This is a genomic window from Paraburkholderia sp. RAU6.4a, from assembly GCF_050435625.1.
GTDB classification, from domain to species: domain Bacteria; phylum Pseudomonadota; class Gammaproteobacteria; order Burkholderiales; family Burkholderiaceae; genus Paraburkholderia; species Paraburkholderia tuberum.
Map to the genome: position 1 here is coordinate 1,742,270 of NZ_JBNDKQ010000002.1, position 25,387 is coordinate 1,767,656.

General features: G+C 64.7%; 20 protein-coding genes. 17 read left to right on the forward strand and 3 right to left on the reverse strand.

The annotated features are described in order from the left end of the window. The first annotated feature begins 121 nt into the window (after positions 1-121). From ileS to dut, 5 genes are all read left to right on the forward strand, one after another. Positions 122-2,959 carry an isoleucine--tRNA ligase gene (ileS, locus tag OKW40_RS12780; protein WP_429490034.1) on the forward strand — a complete coding sequence of 946 codons (2,838 nt, stop codon included), beginning with the start codon at positions 122-124 and terminating at the stop codon, positions 2,957-2,959. Then, positions 2,959-3,465 carry a signal peptidase II gene (gene lspA, locus OKW40_RS12785; protein WP_090801573.1) on the forward strand — a complete coding sequence of 169 codons (507 nt, stop codon included), beginning with the start codon at positions 2,959-2,961 and terminating at the stop codon, positions 3,463-3,465. The genes ileS and lspA overlap by 1 nt, the downstream gene beginning before the upstream one ends. Positions 3,466-3,589: 124 nt before the next feature. Then, positions 3,590-4,807 carry a bifunctional phosphopantothenoylcysteine decarboxylase/phosphopantothenate--cysteine ligase CoaBC gene (gene coaBC, locus OKW40_RS12790; protein ID WP_429490036.1) on the forward strand — a complete coding sequence of 406 codons (1,218 nt, stop codon included), beginning with the start codon at positions 3,590-3,592 and terminating at the stop codon, positions 4,805-4,807. A gap of 81 nt (positions 4,808-4,888) precedes the next feature. Next, complete coding sequence (locus tag OKW40_RS12795; protein ID WP_429356049.1) at positions 4,889-5,905, forward strand: LLM class flavin-dependent oxidoreductase; 1,017 nt, start codon at positions 4,889-4,891, stop codon at positions 5,903-5,905. A 66-nt stretch (positions 5,906-5,971) separates the two neighbouring features. Further along, positions 5,972-6,418, forward strand: coding sequence for a dUTP diphosphatase (dut, locus tag OKW40_RS12800; protein WP_018421593.1), 447 nt, complete (start codon positions 5,972-5,974; stop codon positions 6,416-6,418). A gap of 143 nt (positions 6,419-6,561) precedes the next feature. Here the strand turns inward: dut and clpA are convergent, their stop codons facing one another. Together clpA and clpS are read right to left on the reverse strand one after the other, a co-directional pair. Further along, complete coding sequence (gene clpA, locus OKW40_RS12805) at positions 6,562-8,859, reverse strand: ATP-dependent Clp protease ATP-binding subunit ClpA (RefSeq protein ID WP_429356050.1); 2,298 nt, start codon at positions 8,857-8,859, stop codon at positions 6,562-6,564. Continuing rightward, positions 8,856-9,170, reverse strand: coding sequence for an ATP-dependent Clp protease adapter ClpS (clpS, locus tag OKW40_RS12810; RefSeq protein WP_008919570.1), 315 nt, complete (start codon positions 9,168-9,170; stop codon positions 8,856-8,858). The genes clpA and clpS overlap by 4 nt, the downstream gene beginning before the upstream one ends. A 555-nt stretch (positions 9,171-9,725) precedes the next feature. Between clpS and OKW40_RS12815 the strand changes: the two genes are divergently transcribed. Next, on the forward strand, positions 9,726-9,932 hold the full coding sequence (locus OKW40_RS12815; RefSeq protein WP_007180614.1) for a cold-shock protein: 207 nt from the start codon (positions 9,726-9,728) through the stop codon (positions 9,930-9,932). Positions 9,933-10,114: 182 nt separating this feature from the next. On the opposite strand, the gene icd is transcribed toward OKW40_RS12815, so the two are convergent. Next, positions 10,115-11,371, reverse strand: a complete 1,257-nt coding sequence (gene icd, locus OKW40_RS12820; RefSeq protein ID WP_090801579.1) for an NADP-dependent isocitrate dehydrogenase — start codon at positions 11,369-11,371, stop codon at positions 10,115-10,117. Between the two features lie 261 nt (positions 11,372-11,632). On the opposite strand from icd, the gene OKW40_RS12825 reads away from it, so the two are divergent. The 11 genes from OKW40_RS12825 (at position 11,633) to OKW40_RS12875 (ending at position 25,185) form a co-directional block, all read left to right on the forward strand. Then, the gene (locus OKW40_RS12825; protein ID WP_184058181.1) at positions 11,633-12,202 is read left to right on the forward strand and encodes a pseudouridine synthase; all 570 of its coding nucleotides are present in this window, start codon (positions 11,633-11,635) and stop codon (positions 12,200-12,202) included. A 495-nt stretch (positions 12,203-12,697) separates the two neighbouring features. Further along, positions 12,698-12,877 carry a hypothetical protein gene (locus OKW40_RS12830; protein WP_429490038.1) on the forward strand — a complete coding sequence of 60 codons (180 nt, stop codon included), beginning with the start codon at positions 12,698-12,700 and terminating at the stop codon, positions 12,875-12,877. A gap of 144 nt (positions 12,878-13,021) precedes the next feature. Then, complete coding sequence (locus OKW40_RS12835; RefSeq protein WP_184006379.1) at positions 13,022-13,537, forward strand: DUF192 domain-containing protein; 516 nt, start codon at positions 13,022-13,024, stop codon at positions 13,535-13,537. Between the two features lie 317 nt (positions 13,538-13,854). After that, positions 13,855-15,960 (forward strand): elongation factor G, encoded by a 2,106-nt coding sequence (fusA, locus tag OKW40_RS12840; RefSeq protein ID WP_429490040.1) that lies wholly within the window; start codon positions 13,855-13,857, stop codon positions 15,958-15,960. Between the two features lie 202 nt (positions 15,961-16,162). Continuing rightward, positions 16,163-16,690, forward strand: coding sequence for a cupin domain-containing protein (locus tag OKW40_RS12845; protein ID WP_429490042.1), 528 nt, complete (start codon positions 16,163-16,165; stop codon positions 16,688-16,690). Positions 16,691-16,728: 38 nt separating this feature from the next. After that, positions 16,729-17,748, forward strand: a complete 1,020-nt coding sequence (locus tag OKW40_RS12850; RefSeq protein WP_187620039.1) for a HoxN/HupN/NixA family nickel/cobalt transporter — start codon at positions 16,729-16,731, stop codon at positions 17,746-17,748. A 387-nt stretch (positions 17,749-18,135) separates the two neighbouring features. Continuing rightward, positions 18,136-19,809 (forward strand): ABC transporter substrate-binding protein, encoded by a 1,674-nt coding sequence (locus OKW40_RS12855; protein WP_429490043.1) that lies wholly within the window; start codon positions 18,136-18,138, stop codon positions 19,807-19,809. A gap of 41 nt (positions 19,810-19,850) precedes the next feature. Beyond that, the gene (locus OKW40_RS12860) at positions 19,851-20,879 is read left to right on the forward strand and encodes an ABC transporter permease (RefSeq protein WP_429490045.1); all 1,029 of its coding nucleotides are present in this window, start codon (positions 19,851-19,853) and stop codon (positions 20,877-20,879) included. Continuing rightward, positions 20,876-21,772 carry an ABC transporter permease gene (locus OKW40_RS12865; protein ID WP_184051565.1) on the forward strand — a complete coding sequence of 299 codons (897 nt, stop codon included), beginning with the start codon at positions 20,876-20,878 and terminating at the stop codon, positions 21,770-21,772. Before OKW40_RS12860 ends, OKW40_RS12865 begins: the two co-directional genes overlap by 4 nt. Further along, the gene (locus tag OKW40_RS12870; RefSeq protein WP_429490047.1) at positions 21,769-23,958 is read left to right on the forward strand and encodes an ABC transporter ATP-binding protein; all 2,190 of its coding nucleotides are present in this window, start codon (positions 21,769-21,771) and stop codon (positions 23,956-23,958) included. The genes OKW40_RS12865 and OKW40_RS12870 overlap by 4 nt, the downstream gene beginning before the upstream one ends. A 420-nt stretch (positions 23,959-24,378) precedes the next feature. Next, positions 24,379-25,185: a hypothetical protein gene (locus OKW40_RS12875; RefSeq protein ID WP_429490049.1), complete on the forward strand. Its 807-nt coding sequence runs from the start codon at positions 24,379-24,381 to the stop codon at positions 25,183-25,185. The last annotated feature ends 202 nt before the right edge of the window (positions 25,186-25,387 follow it).

Here is a 25,387-nt window from a genome sequence, read left to right on the forward strand (position 1 = left end):
GCGCATCGAAGGGCGTCCGTGCTTCACGCGGAGCCGCCTGCCGGGCGCGTCCCACGCTCCTCGCGCAGCGTGCAATCCGCGCGCCGCTACGCATAGAAACGAATTCACCGCCACCCACATCATGAGCAACAAGAAAGCTGATTCGAAACCGCAGTCCCGCTACCCGGTCAACCTGCTCGACACACCGTTCCCGATGCGCGGCGACCTGCCCAAGCGCGAGCCGCAATGGGTCAAGGACTGGCAGGAACGCAAGGTGTACGACAAGATCCGCGCCGCCTCCAGGGGCCGCACGAAGTTCATCCTGCACGACGGCCCGCCGTATGCGAACGGCGACATCCACCTCGGTCACGCGGTGAACAAAATCCTGAAGGACATGATCGTCAAGGCGCGCAATCTGGCGGGCTTCGACGCGGTCTACGTGCCGGGCTGGGACTGTCACGGCATGCCGATCGAAATCCAGATCGAAAAGCAGTTCGGCAAGTCGCTGCCGGCGGCCGAAGTGATGCAGAAGGCGCGCGCCTACGCGACCGAGCAGATCGAGAAGCAGAAGGCCGGCTTCCGCCGTCTGGGCGTGCTCGGCGACTGGGACAATCCGTACAAGACGATGAACTTCGCGAATGAAGCCGGCGAAATCCGCGCGCTCGCGAAAATCATGGAAAAAGGCTACGTATTCCGCGGCCTGAAGCCGGTCAACTGGTGTTTCGACTGCGGCTCGGCGCTCGCCGAAGCGGAAGTCGAGTACAAGGACAAGACCGATCCGACCATCGACGTGCTGTTCAGCTTCGCCGAACCAGAGAAGACCGCGCAGGCGTTCGGCCTCGCCGCGCTGCCGCGCAACGAAGGCGGCATTGTGATCTGGACCACTACGCCGTGGACCATCCCCGCCAACCAGGCGCTGAACCTGCATCCGGAACTCGTCTACGCGCTCGTCGACACGCCGCGCGGCCTGCTGATCCTCGCTGAGGAACGCGTCGAGGCGTGCCTGAAGCTGTACGGCCTCGAAGGCACGGTCGTCGCGACGACGCCGGGCGAAAAGCTCGTGAACCTGCGCTTCAACCACCCGCTCGCGTCCGCGCATCCGGGCTACAAGCGCACCGCGCCGGTCTACCTCGGCGACTACGTGACGACCGAAACCGGCACCGGCATCGTGCACTCGTCACCGGCGTACGGCGTGGAAGACTTCGTGTCGTGCAAGGCGCACGGCATGGCCGACTCGGACATCATCAACCCGGTGATGGGCGACGGCCGCTACATCGAATCGCTCGCGCTGTTCGGCGGCCTGTCGATCTGGGCTGCCAATCCGCAGATCGTCGAGGCGCTGCAAGGCGCCGGCTCGCTGCTGCGCACCGAGAAGTACACGCACAGCTACATGCACTGCTGGCGCCACAAGACGCCGATCATCTACCGCGCCACTTCGCAGTGGTTCGCCGGCATGGACGTGAAGCCGAACGACGGCGACAGGACGCTGCGCGAGACCGCACTCGAAGGCATCGAGAACACGGCGTTCTATCCGTCGTGGGGCAAGCAGCGCCTCTTCAGCATGATCGCGAACCGCCCGGACTGGACGCTGTCGCGGCAGCGCCAGTGGGGCGTGCCGATGGCCTTCTTCGTGCACAAGGAAACCGGCGAGCTGCATCCGCGCACGCTGGAGTTGCTCGAACAGGTCGCGCAGCGCGTCGCGAAGGAAGGCATCGAGGCATGGCAGACAGTCGATCCGCGAGAGCTGATCGGCGAGGACGCCAACCTGTACGAAAAGAACCGCGACACGCTCGACGTGTGGTTCGATTCAGGCACCACGCACTGGCACGTGCTGCGCGGCTCGCACAAGGACGAGCTGCAGTTTCCGGCCGACCTGTACCTCGAAGGCTCGGACCAGCATCGCGGCTGGTTCCATTCGTCGCTGTTGACCGCGTCGATGCTCGACGGCCGCCCGCCCTACAACGCGCTGCTCACGCACGGCTTCACCGTCGACGGCGAAGGCCGCAAGATGAGCAAGTCGCTCGGCAACGGCATCGATCCGCATGAAGTCGCAAACCGCCTCGGCGCGGAAATCATCCGCCTGTGGATCGCGTCGACCGACTACTCGGGCGAGCTCGCGATCTCCGAGGAAATCCTGAAGCGCGTGACGGAAGGCTATCGCCGCATCCGCAATACGCTGCGCTTCCTGCTCGCGAACCTGTCGGACTTCGACTTCGCGCAGCACGCGCGTCCGGTCGAAGACTGGCTCGAAATCGACCGTTACGCGGTGACGCTGTCGGCGAATCTGCAGAACGACATCCTCGCGCACTACGAGAAGTACGAGTTCCACCCGGTCGTCGCCAAGTTGCAGACGTTCTGCTCGGAAGACCTGGGCGGCTTCTACCTCGACGTGCTGAAGGACCGCCTCTACACGAGCGCGGCGGATTCGGTCGCCCGCCGCTCGGCGCAGACCGCGCTCTACCACATCGCGCACGGGCTGCTGCGCGTGATGGCGCCGTTCCTGTCGTTCACCGCGGAAGAAGCGTGGAAGGTGTTCCAGCCCAATAGCGAGACGATCTTCACCGAGACGTACCACGCGTACCCGGCCGTGCCGGACGCGGGCGCGCTGCTCGACAAGTGGACGCTGCTGCGCGCGGTGCGCGGCGACGTGACCAAGGCGCTCGAAGAGGCGCGGGTCGCGAACCTGATCGGCTCGTCGCTGCAGGCGGAAGTCGAAATCCGCGCGAGCGGCGCGCGTTACGACGCACTCGCGAGCCTCGGCGACGACCTGAAGTTCGTGCTGATCACGTCGGCGGCGAACGTCGTCAAGGTCGACAGCGAAGCCGATGAAGGCGTCGAAGTGATCGCGTCGAAGTACCTGAAGTGCGAGCGCTGCTGGCACTATCGCGCGGACGTCGGCGCGAACGCCGGGCATCCGTCGCTGTGCGGCCGCTGCTTCAGCAACCTGTTCGGCAGTGGCGAATCGAGGAGCGCGGCATAATGGCGAGAACCATGTCGAAAACGCGCACCGGAAGCAGTTCGCTCGCACCCTGGCTCGGCATCGCGCTGATCGTCATCCTGTTCGACCAGCTGACGAAAATCGCCGTGCGCAAGGTGTTCGCCTACGGTGTGCCGCACGAGGTCACGCCGTTCTTCAACCTGATTCTCGTGTTCAACCGCGGCGCCGCGTTCAGCTTCCTCGCGATGGCGGGCGGCTGGCAGCGCTGGGCATTCACCGCGCTCGGCGTGGTCGCGGCGCTCGTGATCTGCTATCTGCTCAAGCGGCATAGCGGGCAGAAAATGTTCTGCACGGCGCTCGCGCTGATTCTCGGCGGCGCGCTCGGCAATGTGATCGACCGGCTCGCGTACGGCCACGTGATCGACTTCCTCGATTTCCACGTGGGCGGCTGGCACTGGCCGGCGTTCAATCTCGCCGACAGCGCGATCACGATCGGCGCGATCCTGCTCGTGATCGACGAGCTGCGGCGGGTACGCGGCACACGCTAACGTCGCCGACGTGAGGCACGGTCGCGGCTGCGCGAGCCGTGCCTCAGGTCCGGTTTGAAGCGCGCGGCGACGACGGGCAACGCCCTCGCGCCGCCGCGCGATCACGCTTTGTCGGAGGCTTTCGTTGGCAACCGCAGAACTCGCAGGCAAACACCTCGTCCTCGGCATGACGGGCGGCATCGCCTGCTACAAGATCGCCGAACTCACGCGTCTGCTGACCAAGGCAGGCGCGACCGTGCAGGTCGTCATGACCGAAGCGGCCACCCAGTTCATCACCCCCGTCACGATGCAGGCGCTGTCGGGGCGGCCGGTCTTCACGAGCCAGTGGGACGGTCGCGTGCCGAACAACATGGCGCACATCGATCTATCGCGCGAAGCCGATGTGATCGTGATCGCGCCGGCGTCGACCGACTTCCTCGCCAAGCTCGCGCACGGCATGGCCGACGATCTGCTTTCGACGCTGTGCATCGCACGCGACTGCCCGCTGCTCGTCGTGCCGGCGATGAACCGGCAGATGTGGCAGAACCCGGCCACGCAACGCAACGTCGCGCAACTGCGCGCGGACGGCGTCGAGGTGCTCGGCCCCGATTCGGGCCCGCAGGCCTGCGGCGAAATCGGCGATGGGCGCATGCTCGAAGCGGCCGCGACCTACGAGGCGGTCGCGTCGTTCTTCGCGCCGAAAATCCTGTCCGGCCGGCGCGTGCTGCTGACCGCCGGGCCGACCTTCGAACCGCTCGACCCGGTGCGCGGCATCACCAATCGTTCGAGCGGCAAGATGGGCTTCGCGCTCGCGCGCGCCGCGCAGCAGGCCGGCGCCGACGTGCATCTGGTGGCCGGTCCGGTCGCGCTGGAAACGCCGTGGGGCGTCTTGCGCGAGGACGTGCAGACCGCGCAGCAGATGCACGACGCGGTGATGCGCGCGGTCGCGGAGGCGGACATTTTCATCGGCGTCGCGGCGGTGGCCGACTGGCGCGTCGACCACGTCAGCGGTCAGAAGATCAAGAAGACCGCCGAGCACGCGCTGCCGAGCTTTTCATTCGTCGAGAATCCAGACATCCTCGCCGCGGTCGCCGGGCTGCCGAAGCCGCCGTTCGCGGTCGGCTTCGCCGCCGAAAGCGACAACCTCGAAGTCCACGGCGAGGAAAAGCGCGCCCGCAAGAACGTGCCGCTGCTGATCGGCAATCTGGGGCCGCAAACGTTCGGGCTCGACGACAACGAAGTGATTCTGTTCGAAGCAGGCCGCGCGACGAAGCTGCCACGCGCCGACAAGCAGACGCTGGCGCGCGCGCTGATCGCGGAAATCGCGAAGCGTCTGCCGCCCGGCATCAGTCCGGTTGGCTGAACGAGCGAGCGGCAGTGGGCCCGTGTGGCCCTGCCATCTTTGCCCGGTTAGCCGACCGGAATCACCTGGAGCACTACTGCCATGACGCTACTCTCCGTGCTCGATCAAACACCGGTGATCGCCGGCCATTCGGTGGCGGACGCGATCGCCGCGACCGTCGAACTCGCGCAACTCGCCGACGACCTCGGCTACACGCGCTACTGGTGCGCCGAGCACCACGGCCTGCGCGGCGTGTCGAATCCCTGCCCTGAAGTGATGCTGGCGCGCCTCGGCAGCGTGACCAAACGCATTCGCATCGGCTCGGGCGGCATCATGCTGCCGTACTACAGCCCGTTCAAGGTCGCCGAGCAGTTCATGATGCTCGAGGCGCTGTTTCCGAATCGCGTCGATCTCGGCGTCGGACGTGCGCCGGGCGGCGACATGCGCACCGCGCAGGCGGTCGCCGCCGGCGCTTACAATCGCGGCGAGCATTTTCCGCAGCAGGTCGCCGAGCTGCTCGGCCTCATGCACGGCGCGCTGCCCGACGATCATCTCGCGCAGGGCGTGCTGCTGCAGCCGCAGATCGATACGCGCCCGCAGCTGTGGATGCTCGGCTCGAGCGACTTCGGCGGTTTGCTCGCGGCGCAGCTCGGCATCCGCTTTTCGTTCGCGCATTTCATCAACGCGCATTTCGGCAAACAGGTCGCGCTGGCGTATCGCGAGCGCTTCCAGCCTGGCAAAGACGCGTCGCGGCCGTATCTGGCGGCCGCGGTCTTCGTGATCTGCGCGGATACCGAGCAGGAAGCCGCGGACCTCGAAAAAGCCGTCGATCTGCGTCGCGTGCAGATGGCGTATGGTCTGAACGAACCGATACCCTCGATCGACCAAGGCATCGCGCAGGAATATGGCGAGCGCGAACAGCTCGTGATCGACCGCGAAAAGCCGCGCAGCATCATCGGCACGCCTGAGCGCGTGACCGAACGGCTCACGGATTTACAGCAGCAGTTCCAGGCCGACGAGCTGATGGTGCTGACCGTCGCCGGCAGCTATCGTGCGCGCTTGCGCTCCTACGAACTGCTCGCCGACGCATTTCAGCTCGGCTCGAACCAGGCGGCTTGATCGCAAAGGCGTTGCCAGTCAGCCGCGTGCCCCTTCACCAATCTCACCCCCAACTATCGAACCTGAATGAAACTCGACCTGAAGATTCTCGATCAGCGCATGCGCGAACAGCTCCCCGCTTACGCGACGACCGGTAGCGCCGGCCTCGATCTGCGCGCCTGCCTCGACGAACCGCTGACGCTGAAACCCGGCGAAACCGCGCTGGTGCCGACCGGACTCGCGATCCACGTCGGCGACCCCGGTTATGCGGCGTTGATTCTGCCGCGCTCGGGTCTCGGCCATAAGCATGGGATCGTGCTCGGCAATCTGGTCGGCCTGATCGATTCCGATTACCAGGGCCAACTGATGATCTCGACGTGGAATCGCGGCGAGACGACATTCGTGCTGAATCCGATGGAACGCCTCGCTCAACTGGTGATCGTGCCCGTCGTGCAGGCCGGGTTCAATATCGTCGATGACTTCGAGGAAAGCGTGCGCGGCGCGGGCGGGTTTGGTAGCACCGGCAAGCATTGATCGATTGCTGCGACGCGGCGGCTGGCGCCTTCAGCGAGCGCCGTGAGAAAAAACCAGAGCATAAAAAAACGGCGCGGGATAAAACCCGCGCCGTTCTGCCTTTGGTGTCCGGCCAGCTCAACCCAACGTCGGCCTGACTGACATCACTCGACTTCCACCGCCTCCGGATTCGGATTGCGCGGCGCCGGATGCTCGTCGAAGGTCAACTGCACCTTGTCCTCGGCATCGACGTCGACCGTCACGCGGCCGCCGTTCATCAGCTTGCCGAACAGCAGCTCGTCGGCGAGCGCGCGACGGATCGTGTCCTGGATCAGGCGCTGCATTGGCCGCGCGCCCATCAGCGGATCGAAACCGTGCTTCGCCAGATGCTTGCGCAGCGCATCGGTGAACAGCGCATCGACCTTCTTCTCGTGAAGCTGATCTTCCAGCTGCATCAGGAATTTGTCGACCACGCGCATGATGATTTCCTCATCGAGCGAACGGAAGCTGATCGTCGCGTCCAGACGGTTGCGGAACTCCGGCGTGAACATGCGCTTGATGTCGACCATCTCGTCGCCCGCCTCGCGGCGGTTCGTGAAGCCGATCACCGACTTGCCCATCGCCTCGGCGCCCGCGTTCGTCGTCATGATGATGATGACGTTGCGGAAGTCCGCCTTACGCCCGTTGTTGTCCGTCAGCGTGCCGTGGTCCATCACCTGCAGCAGCACGTTGAAGATGTCCGGATGCGCCTTTTCGATTTCATCGAGCAGCAGCACGCAGTGCGGCTTCTTCGTGATCGCCTCGGTCAGCAGGCCGCCCTGGTCGAAACCGACGTAGCCCGGCGGCGCGCCGATCAGCCGGCTCACCGCGTGACGCTCCATGTACTCCGACATGTCGAAGCGGATCAGCTCGATGCCGAGCGTGAACGCGAGCTGCTTCGCGACCTCGGTCTTGCCGACGCCGGTCGGACCCGAGAACAGGAATGCGCCGATCGGCTTGTCGAGCTTGCCGAGGCCCGCGCGCGCCATCTTGATCGCGGCCGACAGCGCGTCGATAGCCGGATCTTGACCAAACACGACGCTCTTCAGATCGCGGTCGAGCGTCTGCAGCTTGCTGCGATCGTCCTGCGACACGCTTTGCGCCGGCACGCGCGCGATCTTCGAGATGATTTCCTCGATCTCGTTCTTGCCGATCGTCTTCTTCTGCTTCGATTTCGGCAGAATGCGCTGCGCCGCGCCCGCTTCGTCGATCACGTCGATCGCCTTGTCCGGCAAATGACGATCGGTGATGAAGCGCGCCGACAGCTCAGCCGCCGCCGACAGTGCACCCGACGAATACTTGACGCCGTGGTGCTCTTCGAAGCGCGATTTCAGCCCGCGCAGGATCGCGACCGTCTGCTCGACGGTCGGCTCGGTCACGTCGATCTTCTGGAAACGACGCGACAGCGCCGCGTCCTTTTCGAAGATGCCGCGATATTCGGTGAAGGTGGTTGCGCCGATGCACTTCAGCGTGCCCGACGAGAGCGCCGGTTTCAGCAGGTTCGACGCGTCCAGCGTGCCGCCCGACGCGGCACCCGCGCCGATCAGCGTATGGATTTCGTCGATGAAGAGAATGGCGTGCGGACGCTCCTTCAGTTCCTTCAGCACCGTCTTCAGACGCTGCTCGAAGTCGCCGCGATACTTGGTGCCCGCGAGCAGCGCGCCCATGTCGAGCGAATACACCTGGGCATCGGCCAGGATGTCCGGCACTTCGCCGCGCGTGATGCGCCATGCGAGCCCTTCGGCGATCGCGGTCTTGCCGACACCGGCCTCGCCGACCAGCAGCGGATTGTTCTTGCGGCGGCGACACAGCACCTGCACCACACGCTCGACTTCCGACTCACGTCCGATCAGCGGATCGATGCGGCCGTCCTTCGCCATCTGGTTCAGGTTCTGCGTGAACTGGGCGAGCGGCGTTTCCTTCTGCGCGGCGGCTTCGTCGGACTCGGCATTCGCATCGCTCGCCTTCGCGGCGTCCGAACTGCTCGTCTTGGCGATGCCGTGCGAGATGAAATTGACGACGTCCAGACGCGTGACGCCCTGCTGCTGCAGGTAGTACACCGCATGCGAGTCCTTCTCGCCGAAGATCGCGACCAGCACGTTCGCGCCGGTCACTTCCTTCTTGCCGTTCGAGGTGGACTGCACATGCATGATCGCGCGCTGGATCACACGCTGGAAACCGAGCGTGGGCTGCGTGTCGACGTCGTCCGTGCCCGGCACGGTCGGCGTGTTGTCATGAATGAAGTTGCGCAGGTTCTGGCGCAGATCCTCGATATTGGCCGCGCATGCGCGCAGTACCTCTGCCGCCGTCGGGTTATCCAACAGCGCGAGCAAAAGATGCTCGACCGTTATGAACTCGTGCCTTGCCTGGCGCGCTTCCATGAACGCCATATGCAGGCTGACTTCCAGTTCCTGGGCAATCATGCTTCCTCCATCACACACTGCAGCGGATGCCCGGCCTGCCGTGCGTGGGTAACGACTTGCTCGACTTTGGTCGACGCGATGTCCCGCGTATAGACCCCACAAACTCCCCTGCCCTCGCGATGCACCTTCAACATGACCTGCGTTGCGGTTTCACGATCCTTATTGAAATATTCCTGCACGATCATCACGACAAATTCCATCGGCGTGAAGTCGTCATTCAGCAGCACCACCTTGTACATGGATGGCGGCTTGAGTTTCTGCTCCTGCCGCTCCAGTACGGTGCCGTCCTGCTTGTCCGGGATAATCGCCATACACCCATTCTAAACAACTAGGACAGGCCCGCAATCCTGTCAGAACCCGGCCGCCCGGCCGATGAGCCCGTTCGCTGCCACCCGGCGGTCACGACGCTGTCATGTTCGGCCAGGCCTGCGCGTTTTCGACGGGCCGATTGCGGTGCCGGCCCCGATCCTGTCATGCGCGGCGCGTGCTGCACCGCGGTCGGATCGAGTATCGCACAACCTGCCGGTACTGGCTGCGAGCGCTCGCCGCGCTGGGCGTCGGCGCCGCGGGCACAGTCAGCATGTGAGTGGATTATGCGACTTTTCAAGCCACGCCGCTTGCGCCACCGCACATACGGAAGCGGTAAAAACCCTGGAAAGCGGCCTGTTTGCAACGCGACAACGACGTCTCAAAATTTTCTTGACACTCGAATAAAGAGCCCCAACAATCAAGCTGGCACTTTTTTCACCAAGCCATAATCTCGAAAAAATGCCGATGGTGAGCTTGTGAGGAGGGAACGACTGCCTCGCGTGGTCGTGGCTTTTCGAGGGCTCGTGGTAGTGACATGAGTTACAGGGGAAGTTGGAATGGCAACTGGTACGGTCAAATGGTTTAACGACGCAAAGGGTTTCGGATTCATCACGCCTGACGAGGGCGGCGAGGATCTGTTTGCACACTTCTCGGCCATCCAGATGAATGGCTTCAAGACGCTGAAGGAAGGCCAGAAGGTCACCTTCGAAGTCGTGCAAGGCCCGAAAGGCAAGCAGGCATCGAACATTCAGGCGCCAGCCTGAAACGTTTCGATACCCGTCCTTTTTGAAACCCGGCTCCGCGCCGGGTTTCTTTTTTGTGGCAGCTTTCTATTGCAACGGATTTTCCGGCCGGAAAGCCGCGCGAAAATTCCTGGTAAAAAAATACCCCGGCCGTTTGCTGGCGCCGGGGATTTTATGCGAACCGGATAATCCCGGCGCGTCAATTACATATTTTCGATCATCACTTGCCCAAATGCCGAGCACGACACCTGGGTCGCGCCTTCCATCAGGCGGGCAAAATCGTAAGTAACGCGCTTTTGCAGGATCGATTTTTCCATCGAGCTGATTATCAGATCCGCCGCCTCGAACCAGCCCAGGTGGCGCAGCATCATTTCCGCTGACAGGATTTCCGAGCCGGGATTCACGTAATCCTTGCCCGCGTATTTCGGCGCCGTGCCGTGCGTCGCTTCGAACATCGCAACCGAATCCGACAGGTTCGCGCCCGGCGCGATTCCGATTCCGCCGACCTGCGCGGCGAGCGCGTCCGAGATGTAGTCGCCGTTCAGGTTCAGCGTGGCGATCACGTCGTATTCGGCCGGGCGCAGCAGGATCTGCTGCAGGAACGCGTCGGCAATCACGTCCTTCACGACGACATCGCCGCCGGTCTTCGGATTCCTGACTTTCATCCAGGGACCGCCGTCGATCAGTTCCGCGTTGAACTCCTTCTGCGCGAGCGCGTAGCCGTAGTCGCGAAACGCGCCTTCGGTGTACTTCATGATGTTGCCCTTGTGCACCAGCGTGACCGAGCGGCGTTCATTGTCGATCGCGTACTGGATCGCCTTGCGCACCAGACGCTCGGTACCTTCGCGCGACACCGGCTTGATGCCGATACCCGACGAATCCGGAAAGCGGATCTTCTTCACGCCCATTTCTTCGCGCAAGAACTTGATGATCTTCTTCGCCTGCTCGGATTCAGCTGGCCATTCGATGCCCGCGTAGATGTCTTCCGAGTTCTCGCGGAAGATCACCATGTTGGTCTTCTCGGGCTCGCGCACCGGCGACGGCACGCCCTTCAAATATCGCACCGGGCGCAGGCACACATAGAGGTCCAGTTCCTGGCGCAACGCGACGTTCAGCGAGCGGATGCCGCCCCCGACTGGCGTGGTGAGCGGCCCCTTGATCGACACGATGTATTCCTTGACCGCCTGCAGCGTTTCGTCCGGCAGCCATACGTCCGGGCCGTACACCCGGGTCGCCTTCTCGCCCGCGTAGATTTCCATCCAGTGGATTTTCTTCTTGCCGCCGTACGCCTTTTCGACCGCCGCATCCACGACCTTGAGCATGACCGGCGTGATGTCCAGACCAGTGCCGTCGCCTTCGATGTACGGGATGATCGGCTCGTCGGAAACGTTGAGCGAGAAGTCGGCGTTGACGGTGATCTTATCGCCACCTGTCGGAATCTTGATGTGCTGATACGGCATGATCGGACTCCAGTGAAAGCTGTGCAAAAGCTGATGGGAGACTGCGAAAGAGACGCCCTCGCCGCGCAATGCCGAACCGCCGCGAGCGGCCTGGCCGCTATTCTAGCCCACGTCCCACGCGCGACGCGGCCGCCCCTAGCTCCGGGTTTTCCAACATAGACGGCCTCTCGAACGCGCCACGCTCCTCTATAAGATAGAAGAATCTGCGTCCCGGTTTATGCATTATCATCGCGCCGTATCGCTCTGCCGTATCGCTCTCCTATGCGCCTTCTCGCCCTCAACAAGCCGTTCGGCACCATCTGTCAATTTTCGCCACACGAGACGCGGACGTCGCTTGCCGACTGGGTCAGGCTACCCGGCGTCTATCCGGCTGGCCGGCTCGACTCCGATAGCGAAGGCCTGCTGCTGCTCACCGATGACGGCGCGCTGCAGGCGCGCATCGCCGAGCCGCGTCACAAGCTCGTCAAACGCTATTGGGCGCAAGTCGAAGGCGCGCTCGACGACGCCGCGTTGAAAAAGCTCGCGCGCGGCGTCGATCTCGGCGACTACGTGACACGCCCATGTCAGGCGACCTATGTTGAACCGTCCAGCTCGCTGTGGGCGCGCACGCCGCCGATCCGCTATCGCGCCGCGATCCCGACCACATGGGTCGAGCTGTCGATCACCGAAGGCAAGAACCGTCAGGTGCGTCGCATGACGGCGGCGGTGGGTTTTCCGACGCTGCGTCTCGTGCGGGTCGGCATCGGTGCGCTTGACATTTTTTCACTCGGACTGCAACCTGGACAGAGCACGGAGTTGCGAGCGAACGCGCCATGGGATGGCGTCGCCTGAACATGATTTGACGATTGTTCGTTCATCGCCGCAACACCGCGTGCCGAACTCACGCACGCGCGAATCAGCCTGCACGTGCTCACTCCAAACCCGTTTCACGGCTGTGACAATCAAGCTAACTCGTTGTAGCAGCACGCAAAATAATGCGTGAAACGCAGGCCCGAAATGCGTGAAACAAGTGGGCTCGCCGCGAGCCTGCGCCACGCGGTTTGAGCGCGTGTCATCACGATCAAAATTTCCGCGCAATTCGCGTCAACCGCCGTACAACTCCACGCGTTATCCGACGCAGATGCCGCCGAAGCTATCCGGCATTCAGCCTTAAAGACATTTGCATACGCCGTTTTCGCGGCGAGTACGAAAGTCCGAACGCTAGCAGACGCGTCGAAAAATTTGTTCGATGCGGCTGTCAACCGAAAGGTGGATGGCACGTTTACCGACATGACTCTACATATGCCGGGTCATTTGGTTAATTAACTCAAGCTGAGGATTCACAAAATGAACAAACTGATCGCCGCTCTGGTCGCTGGCCTCTTCGCAACGGCAGCATTCGCACAAGCTTCGGCACCGGAAGCAGCTCCGGCAGCAGCAGCTTCGTCGGCAAAGAAGACCACCAAGCACGCTCACAAGAAGTCGCACAAGAAGGCAGCAGCTGCAGCTTCGGCAGCTTCGGAGTAAGTTGCTTGTAAAAACGCAGTAAAGAACCAGCTTCATTGCCGTTCTTACGGCGTTGTAAGGCAGATCACCGCAAGGCGATCTGCCTTTTTGTTTTTGACGCGCTCGCGTAACATGCGCGAGTCAATTTCAGCAAGGAGTCTTGCCGTGCGATTTTCCATGCGCTCGTCGATGGCGCGTTTCGCCATTGCCGTAGCACTGCCGCTCGCGGCGCTGTCGTTCGTCGTCACCACGGCTCCCGCCCAGGCGCAGCAGATGCCGCCGGGCGCCAAGCAGCCGAGCGAGTTTCCGCGCGTCAAGCTGACCGCTGGCATGTTCGTGATCGACGCGGCCGTCGCCGCCAACGACGCGGACCGCGAACAGGGCTTGATGTATCGCACGAAGCTCGCGCCGAACGAAGGGATGCTGTTCGTGTTCAACGAGAACGCGGGCCACTGCTTCTGGATGAAGAACACGCTGATCCCGCTGTCGATCGCATTCATGCGCGCCGACGGCACGATCACCGACATCGACGAGATGCAGGCCGAGACCACCAACAACCACTGCCCGACGCACAACGGCGTGTTCGCGCTGGAAATGCCCAAGGGCTGGTTCTCGGCGAAGGGCATCAAGCCGGGCATGCAGATCCAGGGCTTACCGCCGGTGCCGGGTATCACGCAGTAAAACCCTCACCGCCGGGCCGCGTGTCCGTGCAGCCCCGTAAATGGCCCCGGAGCGGCCTCTGAGCGGGGGCACCGTCCCGCCACGCTATCCCGCGAAAAGCCGGCGTCTCGACCCGAGGCGCCGGCTTTTTTTCGCCCGCTCAGCCCCGCGCCACCAGCCTTCGCGCCGGCTGGCAGGATTCATGCAAAAGACCAATCGACGCGCTATCCTTGTAATCTCGATAAGGTAACGCCAGATAAAGCACCACTCAGACTCCCCGGGCGGCCCACGCGGTCGCCCGGCATGCGTTTCAGGCGCGCCATTACAAGGAGATTCACGTGCCCCGCAAGACTCCCATCGAGCGCTACCGGAATATCGGCATCAGCGCTCACATCGATGCCGGCAAAACCACCACCACCGAACGGATCCTGTTCTACACCGGCGTGACCCACAAGATCGGCGAGGTTCACGACGGTGCGGCGACGATGGACTGGATGGAACAGGAGCAGGAGCGCGGCATCACGATCACGTCGGCGGCCACGACCGCGTTCTGGAAGGGCATGGCCGGCAACTATCCCGAGCATCGGATCAACATCATCGACACCCCCGGGCACGTCGACTTCACGATCGAAGTCGAGCGCTCGATGCGCGTGCTCGACGGCGCCTGCATGGTGTACGACTCGGTCGGCGGCGTGCAGCCGCAATCGGAAACCGTGTGGCGCCAGGCGAACAAGTACAAGGTGCCGCGCATCGCGTTCGTCAACAAGATGGACCGCGTCGGCGCGGACTTCTTCCGCGTGCAGCGGCAGATCGGCGATCGTCTGAAGGGGGTCGCCGTGCCGATCCAGATTCCGATCGGCGCGGAAGAGCACTTCCAGGGCGTGGTCGACCTCGTGAAGATGAGGGCGATCTACTGGGACGACGACAGCCAGGGCATCAAGTTCGAGTACCGCGACATCCCGGCTGAACTCGCGGCCACCGCGAAGGAATGGCACGACAAGATGGTCGAGGCCGCGGCCGAGGCGAACGAGGAACTGCTCGAGAAGTACCTCGGCGGCGAACCGCTGAGCGAAGCCGAAATCAAGCACGGCATCCGCGCGCGCACGATCGCCAACGAGATCGTGCCGATGTTGTGCGGCAGCGCGTTCAAGAACAAGGGCGTGCAGGCGATGCTCGACGCGGTGATCGACTATCTGCCGTCGCCGGTCGACGTGCCCGCGATCACCGGTCACGACGAGCACGACAAGGAAATCGAGCGTCATCCCAACGACGACGATCCGTTCTCGGCGCTCGCCTTCAAGATCATGACCGACCCGTTCGTCGGTCAGCTGATCTTCTTCCGCGTGTACTCGGGCGTCGTCAACTCGGGCGACACGGTCTACAACGCGGTCAAGGAAAAGAAGGAACGCCTCGGCCGGATCCTGCAGATGCACGCGAACGAGCGCAAGGAAATCAAGGAGGTCTACGCGGGCGACATCGCCGCGGCCGTCGGCCTGAAGGAAGCGACCACCGGCGACACGCTCTGCGATCCTAATCATGTGATCATCCTCGAAAAGATGATCTTCCCGGACCCGGTGATCTCGCAGGCCGTCGAACCGAAGACCAAGGCCGACCAGGAAAAGATGGGCATCGCGCTGAACCGTCTCGCGCAGGAAGACCCGTCGTTCCGCGTGCAGACCGATGAGGAATCCGGACAGACGATCATCTCCGGCATGGGCGAGCTGCACCTCGAAATTCTGGTCGACCGGATGAAGCGCGAGTTCGGCGTGGAAGCGACCGTCGGCAAGCCGCAGGTCGCGTATCGCGAAACCGTGCGCAACAAGGTCGAGGACGTCGAAGGCAAGTTCGTCAAGCAGTCGGGCGGCCGCGGTCAGTATGGCCACGCGGTGATTACGCTGGAGCCGTCCGAGCAGGGCAAGGGCTACGAATTCGTAGACGCGATCAAGGGCGGCGTGATTCCGCGCGAATTCATCCCCGCAGTCGACAAGGGCATCGTGGAAACGCTGAAAGCCGGCGTGCTCGCGGGCTATCCGGTCGTCGACGTGAAGGTCACGCTGACGTTCGGTTCGTACCACGACGTCGACTCGAACGAAAACGCGTTCCGCATGGCCGGCTCGATAGCGTTCAAGGAAGCGATGCGCAAGGCGAAGCCCATCCTGCTCGAACCGATGATGGCCGTGGAGGTGGAAACGCCCGAGGACTTCATGGGCAACGTGATGGGCGACCTGTCGAGCCGACGCGGCATGGTGCAGGGCATGGAAGACATCGCGGGCGGCGGCGGCAAGCTGGTGCGCGCGGAGGTGCCGCTCGCCGAGATGTTCGGCTATTCGACGTCGCTGCGCTCGGCCACCCAGGGCCGCGCGACCTACACGATGGAGTTCAAGCATTACGCCGAGACGCCGAGCAATGTCGCCGAGGCCGTGATCAACACGAAGAAACAATGACGCTGACGCGGCGGCGTTGAGCGCGACAAGCCGAAGCCCGCTCCCTGTGAGCGGGCTTTTTTTATGGCGCCGTTTGCATCGTCGAGCCACGCACCCGTTTTTTGAACGTGCCAGAATGTTGATCAGCCATGCGGCACGCGCCTGAATCGTAAGACCGAAGCGCACGACTCGAACGCGGCACGCCAGCCGAGGAGGAGACACGATGAGCCACGATCACGAACATCCGCATTACCGGGCCGAGCACGACGCCGCCGAAGCCAGCCAGCAGATCGACTGGCGCGAACACGGCGTGAAGGTCATCCGCGGCGATCAGCTCGACACCAACACCGCGCAAACGCCGGGCATGAACCGCGCGGCCGCGATCAACGCGGCGCGCGTCGGCGCGCAGAAAATCTGGGCCGGCACCGTGACGATCCATCCGAATGCGAAGACCGGCGCGCATCATCATGGCGCGCTCGAAAGCGTGATCTACGTTGTGCGCGGCCACGCGCGCATGCGCTGGGGCGAGCATCTGGAATTCACCGCCGAGGCCGGTCCCGGCGACTTCATCTTCGTGCCGCCCTACGTGCCGCATCAGGAGATCAACGCGAGCACCGACGAGCCGCTCGAATGCGTGCTCGTGCGCAGCGACAACGAAGCGGTCGTCGTCAATTTGAACATCGACGCGGTCGAGCAGCCGGAAACCGTCTACTGGGTCGATCCGATCCACAAGCATCCGCACGATCACTAGGCCGCTCATCAACCTATCCATTCATCCGCTCGTGCCACATGACGCCTAACGCCTCGCTGCGCCCTCGCCTCGTCGCGCTCTACGCGGTGCTGCTCGCCGCCAACCTCGGCGCATGGCTGTGGGCGCTAATCGCGTTTCGCCACTACCCGCTGCTGCTCGGCACCGCGCTGCTCGCGTATGGCTTCGGTCTGCGTCATGCGGTCGACGCCGACCACATCGCGGCGATCGACGCCGTTACGCGCAAGCTGATGCAAACCGGCATGCGACCGGTCGGGATCGGGCTCGCGTTTTCGCTCGGCCATTCGACGATCGTGATCGCGGCGACGATCGGCATCGCCTGGACCACGCATTCGCTGAATGGGCGCTTCGAGAGCTTCAAGGAAGTAGGCGGCACGCTCGGGACACTGGTTTCCGCGTCGTTCCTGCTGGTGCTCGCGGCGGTCAATCTCGTGGTCCTGCGCGACGTGTGGCGCCGCTACCGGCACACGCAACGCGGCGACGTTGCGAGCACAGCGTCAGCCGATGCGCTCGCCCCAGCCGGGCTGCTGTCGCGCGCATTGCGGCCGCTGTTTCGGCTGGTCACGAAAAGCTGGCACATGTATCCGGTCGGCGTGCTGTTCGGGCTCGGCTTCGACACCGCGACCGAGGTCGGCCTGCTCGCGATCGCTGCGTCGCAGGCCAGCACTGGCCTGCCGCTCTATTCGATCCTCGTGTTCCCGGCGCTCTTCACGGCCGGCATGACGCTTGTCGATTCGACCGACAACGTGCTGATGGTGCACGCGTACGGCTGGGCGATGGACGACCCGAAGCGCAAGCTTTACTACAACGCGAGCATCACGTTCGTGTCGGCGATGGTCGCGATCGTGATTGGCGGCGTCGAGGCGCTGGGGCTGCTGTCGGATCGCTTCGGCTGGAGCGGCGGGGTGTCGGATGCGATCGTCGGAATCAACGATCATTTCGGCGCGCTCGGCTATGCGATCGTCGCGGCCTTCATGGCGTGCTGGATCGGCTCGGTGCTGTTTCATCGCTGGAGACGGCCGGATACGGCGGCACGATAAGTGATCTGGCCTAGCGGGAAACCGATCTACACCGTAGGTTTCTTTGAGAGTTCCACCTTGTGGAGTTCGAAACCGCATTTCGCACCGTGTTGCTCCGCCAATCCGTCCACAATCGCGGCCGCCCCTCGCGAGCACGCGTCCGGTAACCGTTGTGACGACGACACACCGCGCGTCATTTATCGGCCGATCGACTAGCGCGGCGCGCCCCCGGTGCGCCAGAGCCGCGAGCAATCGCTTACACTGAGACCGCTCTGCACAGCGTTGCCCTTTCGCGATAGCGGCCCCACCACATCCCATCGCCCATCGGAAGGCGCGCTGCCCTCGCGCCGTCGCGCGGCTCGCGCGACGCCTCCGAACCAGCAACAGAACGGGTTGGACACGCCATCGATGAAAACGCCAGCGGACCGATTTCTCGCACCTGACGCATTGGACGCAGCCCGCCTCACAGCCGACGCCTACGGCAACCACGCCCTCGACGAGTTTGTCGCCGGCCGCATCACGCGCCGCGAGCTGCTACGACATGCGAGCGTGATCGGTCTGTCGCTCGCGGGTGGCGGCCTGCTCGGCGCGCCGCGAGCGCGGGCGCAAAGTGCACCGCCCACGTCGAACCAGACGATCCGCGTCGCGCATCTGACGCCGGCGGGCGCCGTCGATCCGCTGACGGTGACTGACGCCGCGAGTCTCGCGCTGCTGAACCAGACCGGCGAATTCCTGATCGACGACGACGGCGAGAAGCTGATGCTGAAGCCCGCGCTCGCGCTGTCGTGGAAGCCGAACGACAAGGGCGACGTGTGGACCTTCAAGTTGCGCCCCAACGTGAAATTCCACGACGGCCAGAGCTTCGGCGCGAAAGATGTAGTCGCGACCTTCGACCGTCTCGCCGATCCCGCGAGCGGCTCGGCCGCGCTATCGGTGCTAAAGGGCGTGCTGTCGAAAGGCGGCGCGAAGGTCGTCGACGAACACACGGTGGAGTTTCATCTCGACGCGCCGACCGGCAATTTCCCGTACTACGTTTCCTCGGATAATTACAACGCGGTGATCCTGCCCGCGAACTTCGCGGGCAACTACGAAAAGAGTTTCATCGGCACGGGTCCGTTCAAATTCGAAAAGTATCAGCCGAAGGTTGGCGCGTCGTTCGTGCGCAATCCCGACTACTGGGGCGAAAAAGCGTTACCGCAACGCGTACAGTTTTCGTTCTACGCCGACGAGCAGGCTCAACTGCTCGCGTTGCAAGGCCATCAGGCCGACGTGATGGGCACGTTCACCGTGCAGGGCGGCGCGGCCATCCTGAACAATCCGGACTACAAGGCGGTCGGCGTCAAGTCGAGCGCGCACCGCCAGATTCACATGCGCAACGACAGCCCGCTCTTCAAGGACAAGCGCGTGCGTCAGGCACTCGCGTTGTCGCTCGATCGCGACGTGATCGTGCGTGGGCTCTTCAAGGGTCGCGCACAACTCGGCAACGACAGCCCGTTCGCGCCGGTGTTTCCATCGTCGGATGCGGGCGTGCCGCAACGCAGGATCGACGTCGCGAAGGCGAAGCAACTGCTCGCGCAGGCCGGCGTGCCGAACGGTTTCGACGTCACGCTGACCACCGAAAAATACATGGAGATCCCCGACCTCGCGGTCGTCGTGCAGAACGCCGCGAAGGCGATCGGCGTGCGCATCAATCTGAAGGTCGAGAGCCAATCGCTCTACTACGGCGCGGGCACGCCGGGCAAATCCGACTGGCTCGACTCGCCGCTCGGCATCACCGATTACGGCCATCGCGGCGTGCCGAACGTGTTCCTCACCGCGACGCTGACGAGCAAAGGCACATGGAACGCCGCGCACTTCAAGAATCCGCAATACGATCAACTGGTCGCGCAGTTCGTCGCGGCGATCGATCTCGCCACGCAAAAGAAAATCTCCGGGCAGATCCAGACGCTATTGCTCGACGAAACGCCGCTGATCATCCCGTTCTTCTACGATCAGCTGATCGCGATGCGCAAGGGCGTGAACGGCGTGCGCTTCACTGCGCTCGCGCAACTGTATTTCGATCGCGCGACGCTCAGCGCGTAAGCAGCGCGCTGTCCGTCTCGCTTTTCGCAGGAGAACTCACGATGTCGGCTCCGGCGCCCTCTCCCGCCTCGAATACATCACGTCCGCCGCGCGCGAGGAACGGCAACGTGGGCCGCGTCGCGCGTTTTCTCGCGACGCGCGCGGGTCTTTCGCTGATCACGCTGTGGCTGCTGTCGGTGATCGTGTTCGCGGGCGGCCAGCTGCTGCCCGGCGATATCGGCCGCGCGGTGCTCGGGCCGCTCGCCGATGCGCGCGCGGTCGCCGCGCTCGATCATCAGCTCGGCGCCGACCGGCCGCTGCTCACGCAATACATCGACTGGATCACGCATTTCGTGCGCGGCAACATGGGGCTGTCGTACGCGTATCGCGAACCGGTCAGGCCGTTCATCGCCGATGCGCTCGGGCATTCGGCGAAGCTCGGTCTGCTCGCGTTCATCGTCGTCGTGCCGCTCGGCATCGCAGGCGGCGTGTGGTCGGCGATGCATGCGGGGCGCTGGCTCGATCGCACGATCAGCATCGCCGGTTTGTCGGCGACCGTGGTGCCGGAGTTCGTGTCGTCGATCGTGCTGATTCTCGTGTTCGGCGTGTGGCTGCGCTGGCTGCCGATCGAGGCCTCATCTCCGCCCGATGCGAGCGTGCTCGAACAGCTGCGCCATCTGGTGCTGCCGGTGCTGCCGCTCGTCCTCGTGTTCTTCGGCTACATCGCGCGAATGGCACGCGCGGGCACCGTCGAAGCGCTCGACGCCGACTACACGCGCACCGCGATCCTCAAGGGCCTGCCGCGCCACGTCGTGATCTGGCGGCACGTGCTGCGCAATGCACTGCTGCCGACGATCACCGTCGCCGCCACCCAACTCGGCTACATGATCGGCGGACTCGTGGTGGTCGAGACGCTGTTCCGCTACCAGGGCATCGGCTCGCTGATCTACAACGCCGCCAAGGCGAAGGATTTTCCAATGCTCGAAGCGGGCGTACTGACGATCGGCGTCGTCTATACGCTCGCGAATCTGGTCGCCGATGCGCTGAACGTGCTGCTCAATCCGCGACTGCGGGTGAGGACCGCCGAATGAATACGACCGTGCCGCCGGCTTCATCGACGCCACCAGGCTCGCCCGCGCCAGGCGCACCGGGCTCCGAGCCGCGTTTCCCGCGCCTCCTCCTGCTGCTCGGTTCGCCGACCTTCATCGTGGGCGCGCTGATCGTCGCGTGGTGGATCGTCTGCGCGATCGCCGGGCCGTGGTTCGTGCATCTCGATCCGTACGCGTCCGATCCGCTCAATTCGCTGACGCCGCCCGATCGCACGCACTGGTTCGGCACCGATCAGCTCGGCCGCGACGTATTCTCGCGCGTGATCGTCGGCGCGCGCGACATCCTGACGATCGCGCCGCTCGCGACACTGCTCGGCACCGCGGCGGGCACCGCGCTCGGCCTGGTGGTCGGCTACTTCGACGGCTGGGTCGACGACGTGATCGGCCGCATGATCGACGCGGTGCTCGCGCTGCCGCTCGTGATCGTCGCGCTGCTCGCGCTCGCCGCGGTCGGTGCGTCGAACTTCACGGTGATTCTCGTGATCGGCACCACCTTCACGCCGATAACAGCCCGCACCGTGCGCGCCGCCGTGTTCGCAGAGCGGCATCTCGACTATGTGGCCGCCGCGCAGCTGCGCGGCGAACGCGCGCCGTACATCATGTTCGCGGAGATCCTGCCGAACGTGCTGCCGCCGATCGTCGTCGAAGCAACGGTGCGGCTCGGCTATGCGATCTTCGCAGTCGCGACGCTGTCGTTTCTCGGCTTCGGCATCCAGCCGCCGTCGGCCGACTGGGGGCTCGCGCTGTCCGAGTCGTACACGTTGATGGCGGGCGGCGCGTGGTGGACCGTCGTGTTTGCGGCGGGCGCGATCGCGTCACTGGTGGTCGGCGTCAATCTGATCGCCGACGGCGTGCAGGGAGTGCTCGACCAATGAACGGCCCACCACCCTCCTCGTTCGCGGCGTTCGACGTGTCGAAAAGCGATCGCACCGATGCGCTGACCGTGGTCGGCCTGACGGTCACCTACCGGATCCGCGGACGCGATCGCGAAGTGCTGCAGGACGTATCGTTTCGCGTGCGACGCGGCGAGGCGTATGGGCTCGTCGGCGAATCCGGTTGCGGCAAGTCGACCGTGGCAATGGCGACGCTGCGCTATCTGCCGCGCAATGGCAAGGTGAAGGCCGGCAAGATCGTAATCGCCGGTGAGGACGTGCAGAAGCTGGGTGCCGACGCGCTGCGCAGCATGCGTGCGACGACCGTCTCGATGGTCTACCAGGACCCGGGGCGCGCACTGAATCCATCGCTGACGATCGCCCGTCAGGTTTCCGAAGCATTCGAGGCGGCCGGCGTCGCGCGCGACGAGGCGCTGCAACGCACGCTCGAGATACTCAAACGCGTCCGCATCGCGGCGCCCGAGCGCGTGATGAACAGCTATCCGCATCAATTGTCGGGCGGCATGCAGCAGCGCGTCGTGATCGCGATGGCGCTCGCGTCGAACCCCGCGCTGCTGATTCTCGACGAACCGACTACCGGCCTCGATGCGACCGTCGAAGCGGAAGTGCTCGACCTCGTCGCACGGTTGCGCGAGGAACTCGGCACCGCGGTGCTGTTCATCAGCCACAACCTCGCGGTGATCGGCCGCATGTGCGAACGCGTCGGCGTGCTGTACGCGGGCAAGCTGGTCGAGGAAGGCGCGACCCAGGACGTGTTCGCACGGCCGCGTCATCCGTACACGGTCGGGTTGCTGCGCTGCCTGCCGACGGCCGGACGCAGCAAGGACAGCGAGCGGCTCGATACGATCGCGGGCGGCCTGCCTCTGCCGGGCTCGGTCACGCAGGGCTGCATCTATGCGGAGCGCTGCCGTCTCGCCGACGAGCGCTGCCGCCGCGACGCGCCGCCGCCCTATCGCCTCGGCGCCCGGCATGGCGATCAGATGGCGCGCTGCCACTATCACGAGCGTGCGATCGAACTGCCGCGTGCGACATCGAGCGCGGCGCCGGTGGCGGCCGCATCATCCAACGCGGCGCCGCGCGCGCCCTCTGGGCCGGTCTTGCGCGCCCGGAACCTGTCGAAAACATTCCACGTATCGGGCGTCCCGCTGCGCGCGGTCGACGACGTGTCGCTCGAACTCGCGAGCGGCGAGACGCTCGGCCTCGTCGGCGAATCGGGCAGCGGCAAGACAACGCTCGCGCGGCTGCTGCTCGGCCTGCTCGCACCCGATGCCGGCAGCGTACTCGAACTCGACGGCGCCCCGCTCGCCGCGCGCGTCACGCGACGCAGCGACGAGCAGCTGAAATCGCTGCAGATCGTGTTCCAGAATCCGGACTCGGCGCTCAATCGCGCGCATTCCGTCAAGCGGCTGATCGGCCGTGCGCTCGCGCGCTTCACCGCGCTGCGCGGGCCCGAGATCGACGCACGGCTCGCCATGCTGACGGACGCCGTGCGGCTGCCCGAGCGCTATCTGGACGCACGTTCACGCCAGCTTTCGGGCGGACTCAAGCAGCGCGTCGCGATTGCGCGCGCGTTCGCCGGCGAACCGCGCGTCGTCGTGTGCGATGAGCCGACTTCATCGCTCGACGTGTCGGTGCAGGCCGCGATTCTGAACCTGCTCGCCGATCTGCAGCACGAGCGCGGCGTCAGCTACGTATTCATCTCGCACGATCTGCACGTGGTCCGCTATGTGTCGGATCGCATCGCGGTGCTCTACCTCGGCCGGCTGCTCGAAATCGGCCCGGCGGCGGCCGTGTTCGATGGACCGCAGCATCCCTATACCGAGGCGCTGCTGTCCGCCGTGCCGACGCTGCCGGGCGACGGCGCGTCCGGCGAGGTGCATCAACGTACGCGTATCCGTCTCACCGGCGAGTTGCCCGGGCCCGGCGCGATGCCGTCGGGCTGCGTGTTTCACACGCGCTGTCCGCGCAAGCTCGGCGCGATCTGTGAGCAGCAGGACCCGCCGTTTCTCGACGCGGACGGCGCCGCCGATTCGTCTTGCGCGCACCGGATTCGCTGCCATATTCCGGTCGCCACACTTCGCGAGCTGCAAAGCGAGCCGCGCGACGACAACGCGGGCGACCCGACGAATGGCGGCAACTCCGACGATGCGGCGGAAAACGCCAGCTAGCGTCGACTCGAACCTCATCGACGCACACCGCCCCTCTTAACGAATCCCGCGTCGGAACACGCTTTTGCGTCCGCGCGTTTCATCGTCGCAACGTTTTGAGGCGTTTTTCCGGCGTGCGCATCGCACATCCCGATATCGCCCGTGTCGCTTCAAGGCTTTGCGACGCGTGGCATGGATATCGCTAAATTAGCGGCCAGAGATTCGAAGCCAAACCGGGCGCGCAACGCCGCGCATATCCGCACGACGAGCGTCACCACGCGATGGCGCGACCTCGCGCGATCAGCACGGCAGCGACGCACGGACAACTTCGACACAACGGACCGGGGGTTCGACAAGACCCGCGTGCAGACAGGTTGGCCGGCGCTGGGGCAGCTCGCGAAGGCGGCAGCGAGGTACCGTCCTTCGCTCTGGAGACGCGCGATGAAGACCGGAAAATCAGATGAGTACTACTGTGCAATGATGCGCGGCGCGGTGGTCCTCGCGGGGGTCGCGGTGTTGGCGGGCGGGACCGCGTACGGGGCGTCGACGGACGTGATCCCTCGCTGGATTGTGCTGGCCGACGCGTTGCGGGTGCAACCCGGCGATTCAACGCCGCTGCTGCTCGCGCAGAACGACGGCGCGGCAACCGGCGCCGAGGCTGGCACGGCCACGGCCGCCGACGATGCCGCCTCGGTGTTCGCGCCGGCCGGCTGCGGCGGGCTCGGCGGTCCGGGCTGCGGGCGGCTCGGCGGCGGCAGTGGCAACGGCAGCGGTAATGGCGGCGCGGCGGGTTCGAGCAATAGCGGTGCTGGCGCAAGCGGCAACAGCGGCGCCGGGGCGGCGGGTTCAGGGAGCGGAAGTGGGAGTGGCGGTGCGGGCACGGGCGGTAAGGGAAATAGCGGTAGTGGTGGTGGCGGTGGAAGCGGAGGCGGAGGCGGCGGAGGCGGCGGTGGCGGCGGTGGCGGCGGTGGCGGCGGTGGAGGCAGCGGCGGTGGAGGCAGCGGCGGAGGCGGAAGCAGCGGCGGCAGCAGGAGCGGCGGCTGCGGTTGCGGAGGCTCCAGCGGTGGCCCAGGTGGTGGCTCCAGCGGTGGCCCTAGCGGTGGTTTCGGCGGTGCGAATGGTGGCGGCTTCGGTGGTGGCTTCGGTGGCGGGTTCGGCGGAGGCTTTGGCGGAGGCTTCGGCGGCGGTCACGGAGGCAAGGGTGGCGGCAGCGGCGGCAGTGGCAACGGTGGCGGGAACGGGCACTAGGCGTCGCCCGTTGCCCCGGGTAGGGAGCCCCCGCGCCCTACCCGCCAGCGACATGTCCCGGCATACTGTCCGCTATCCGCTGGCAACGGCGGTGATGTCCCGATCCCCCGGTCGGGCGTCACCGCCGGAGGCCGGTCGGAGCGGCCCGCCCGCCTTCGGCGCGCGCTGACGGAATGGCGCGGAGCGCGCGCGCGCCGCGCCT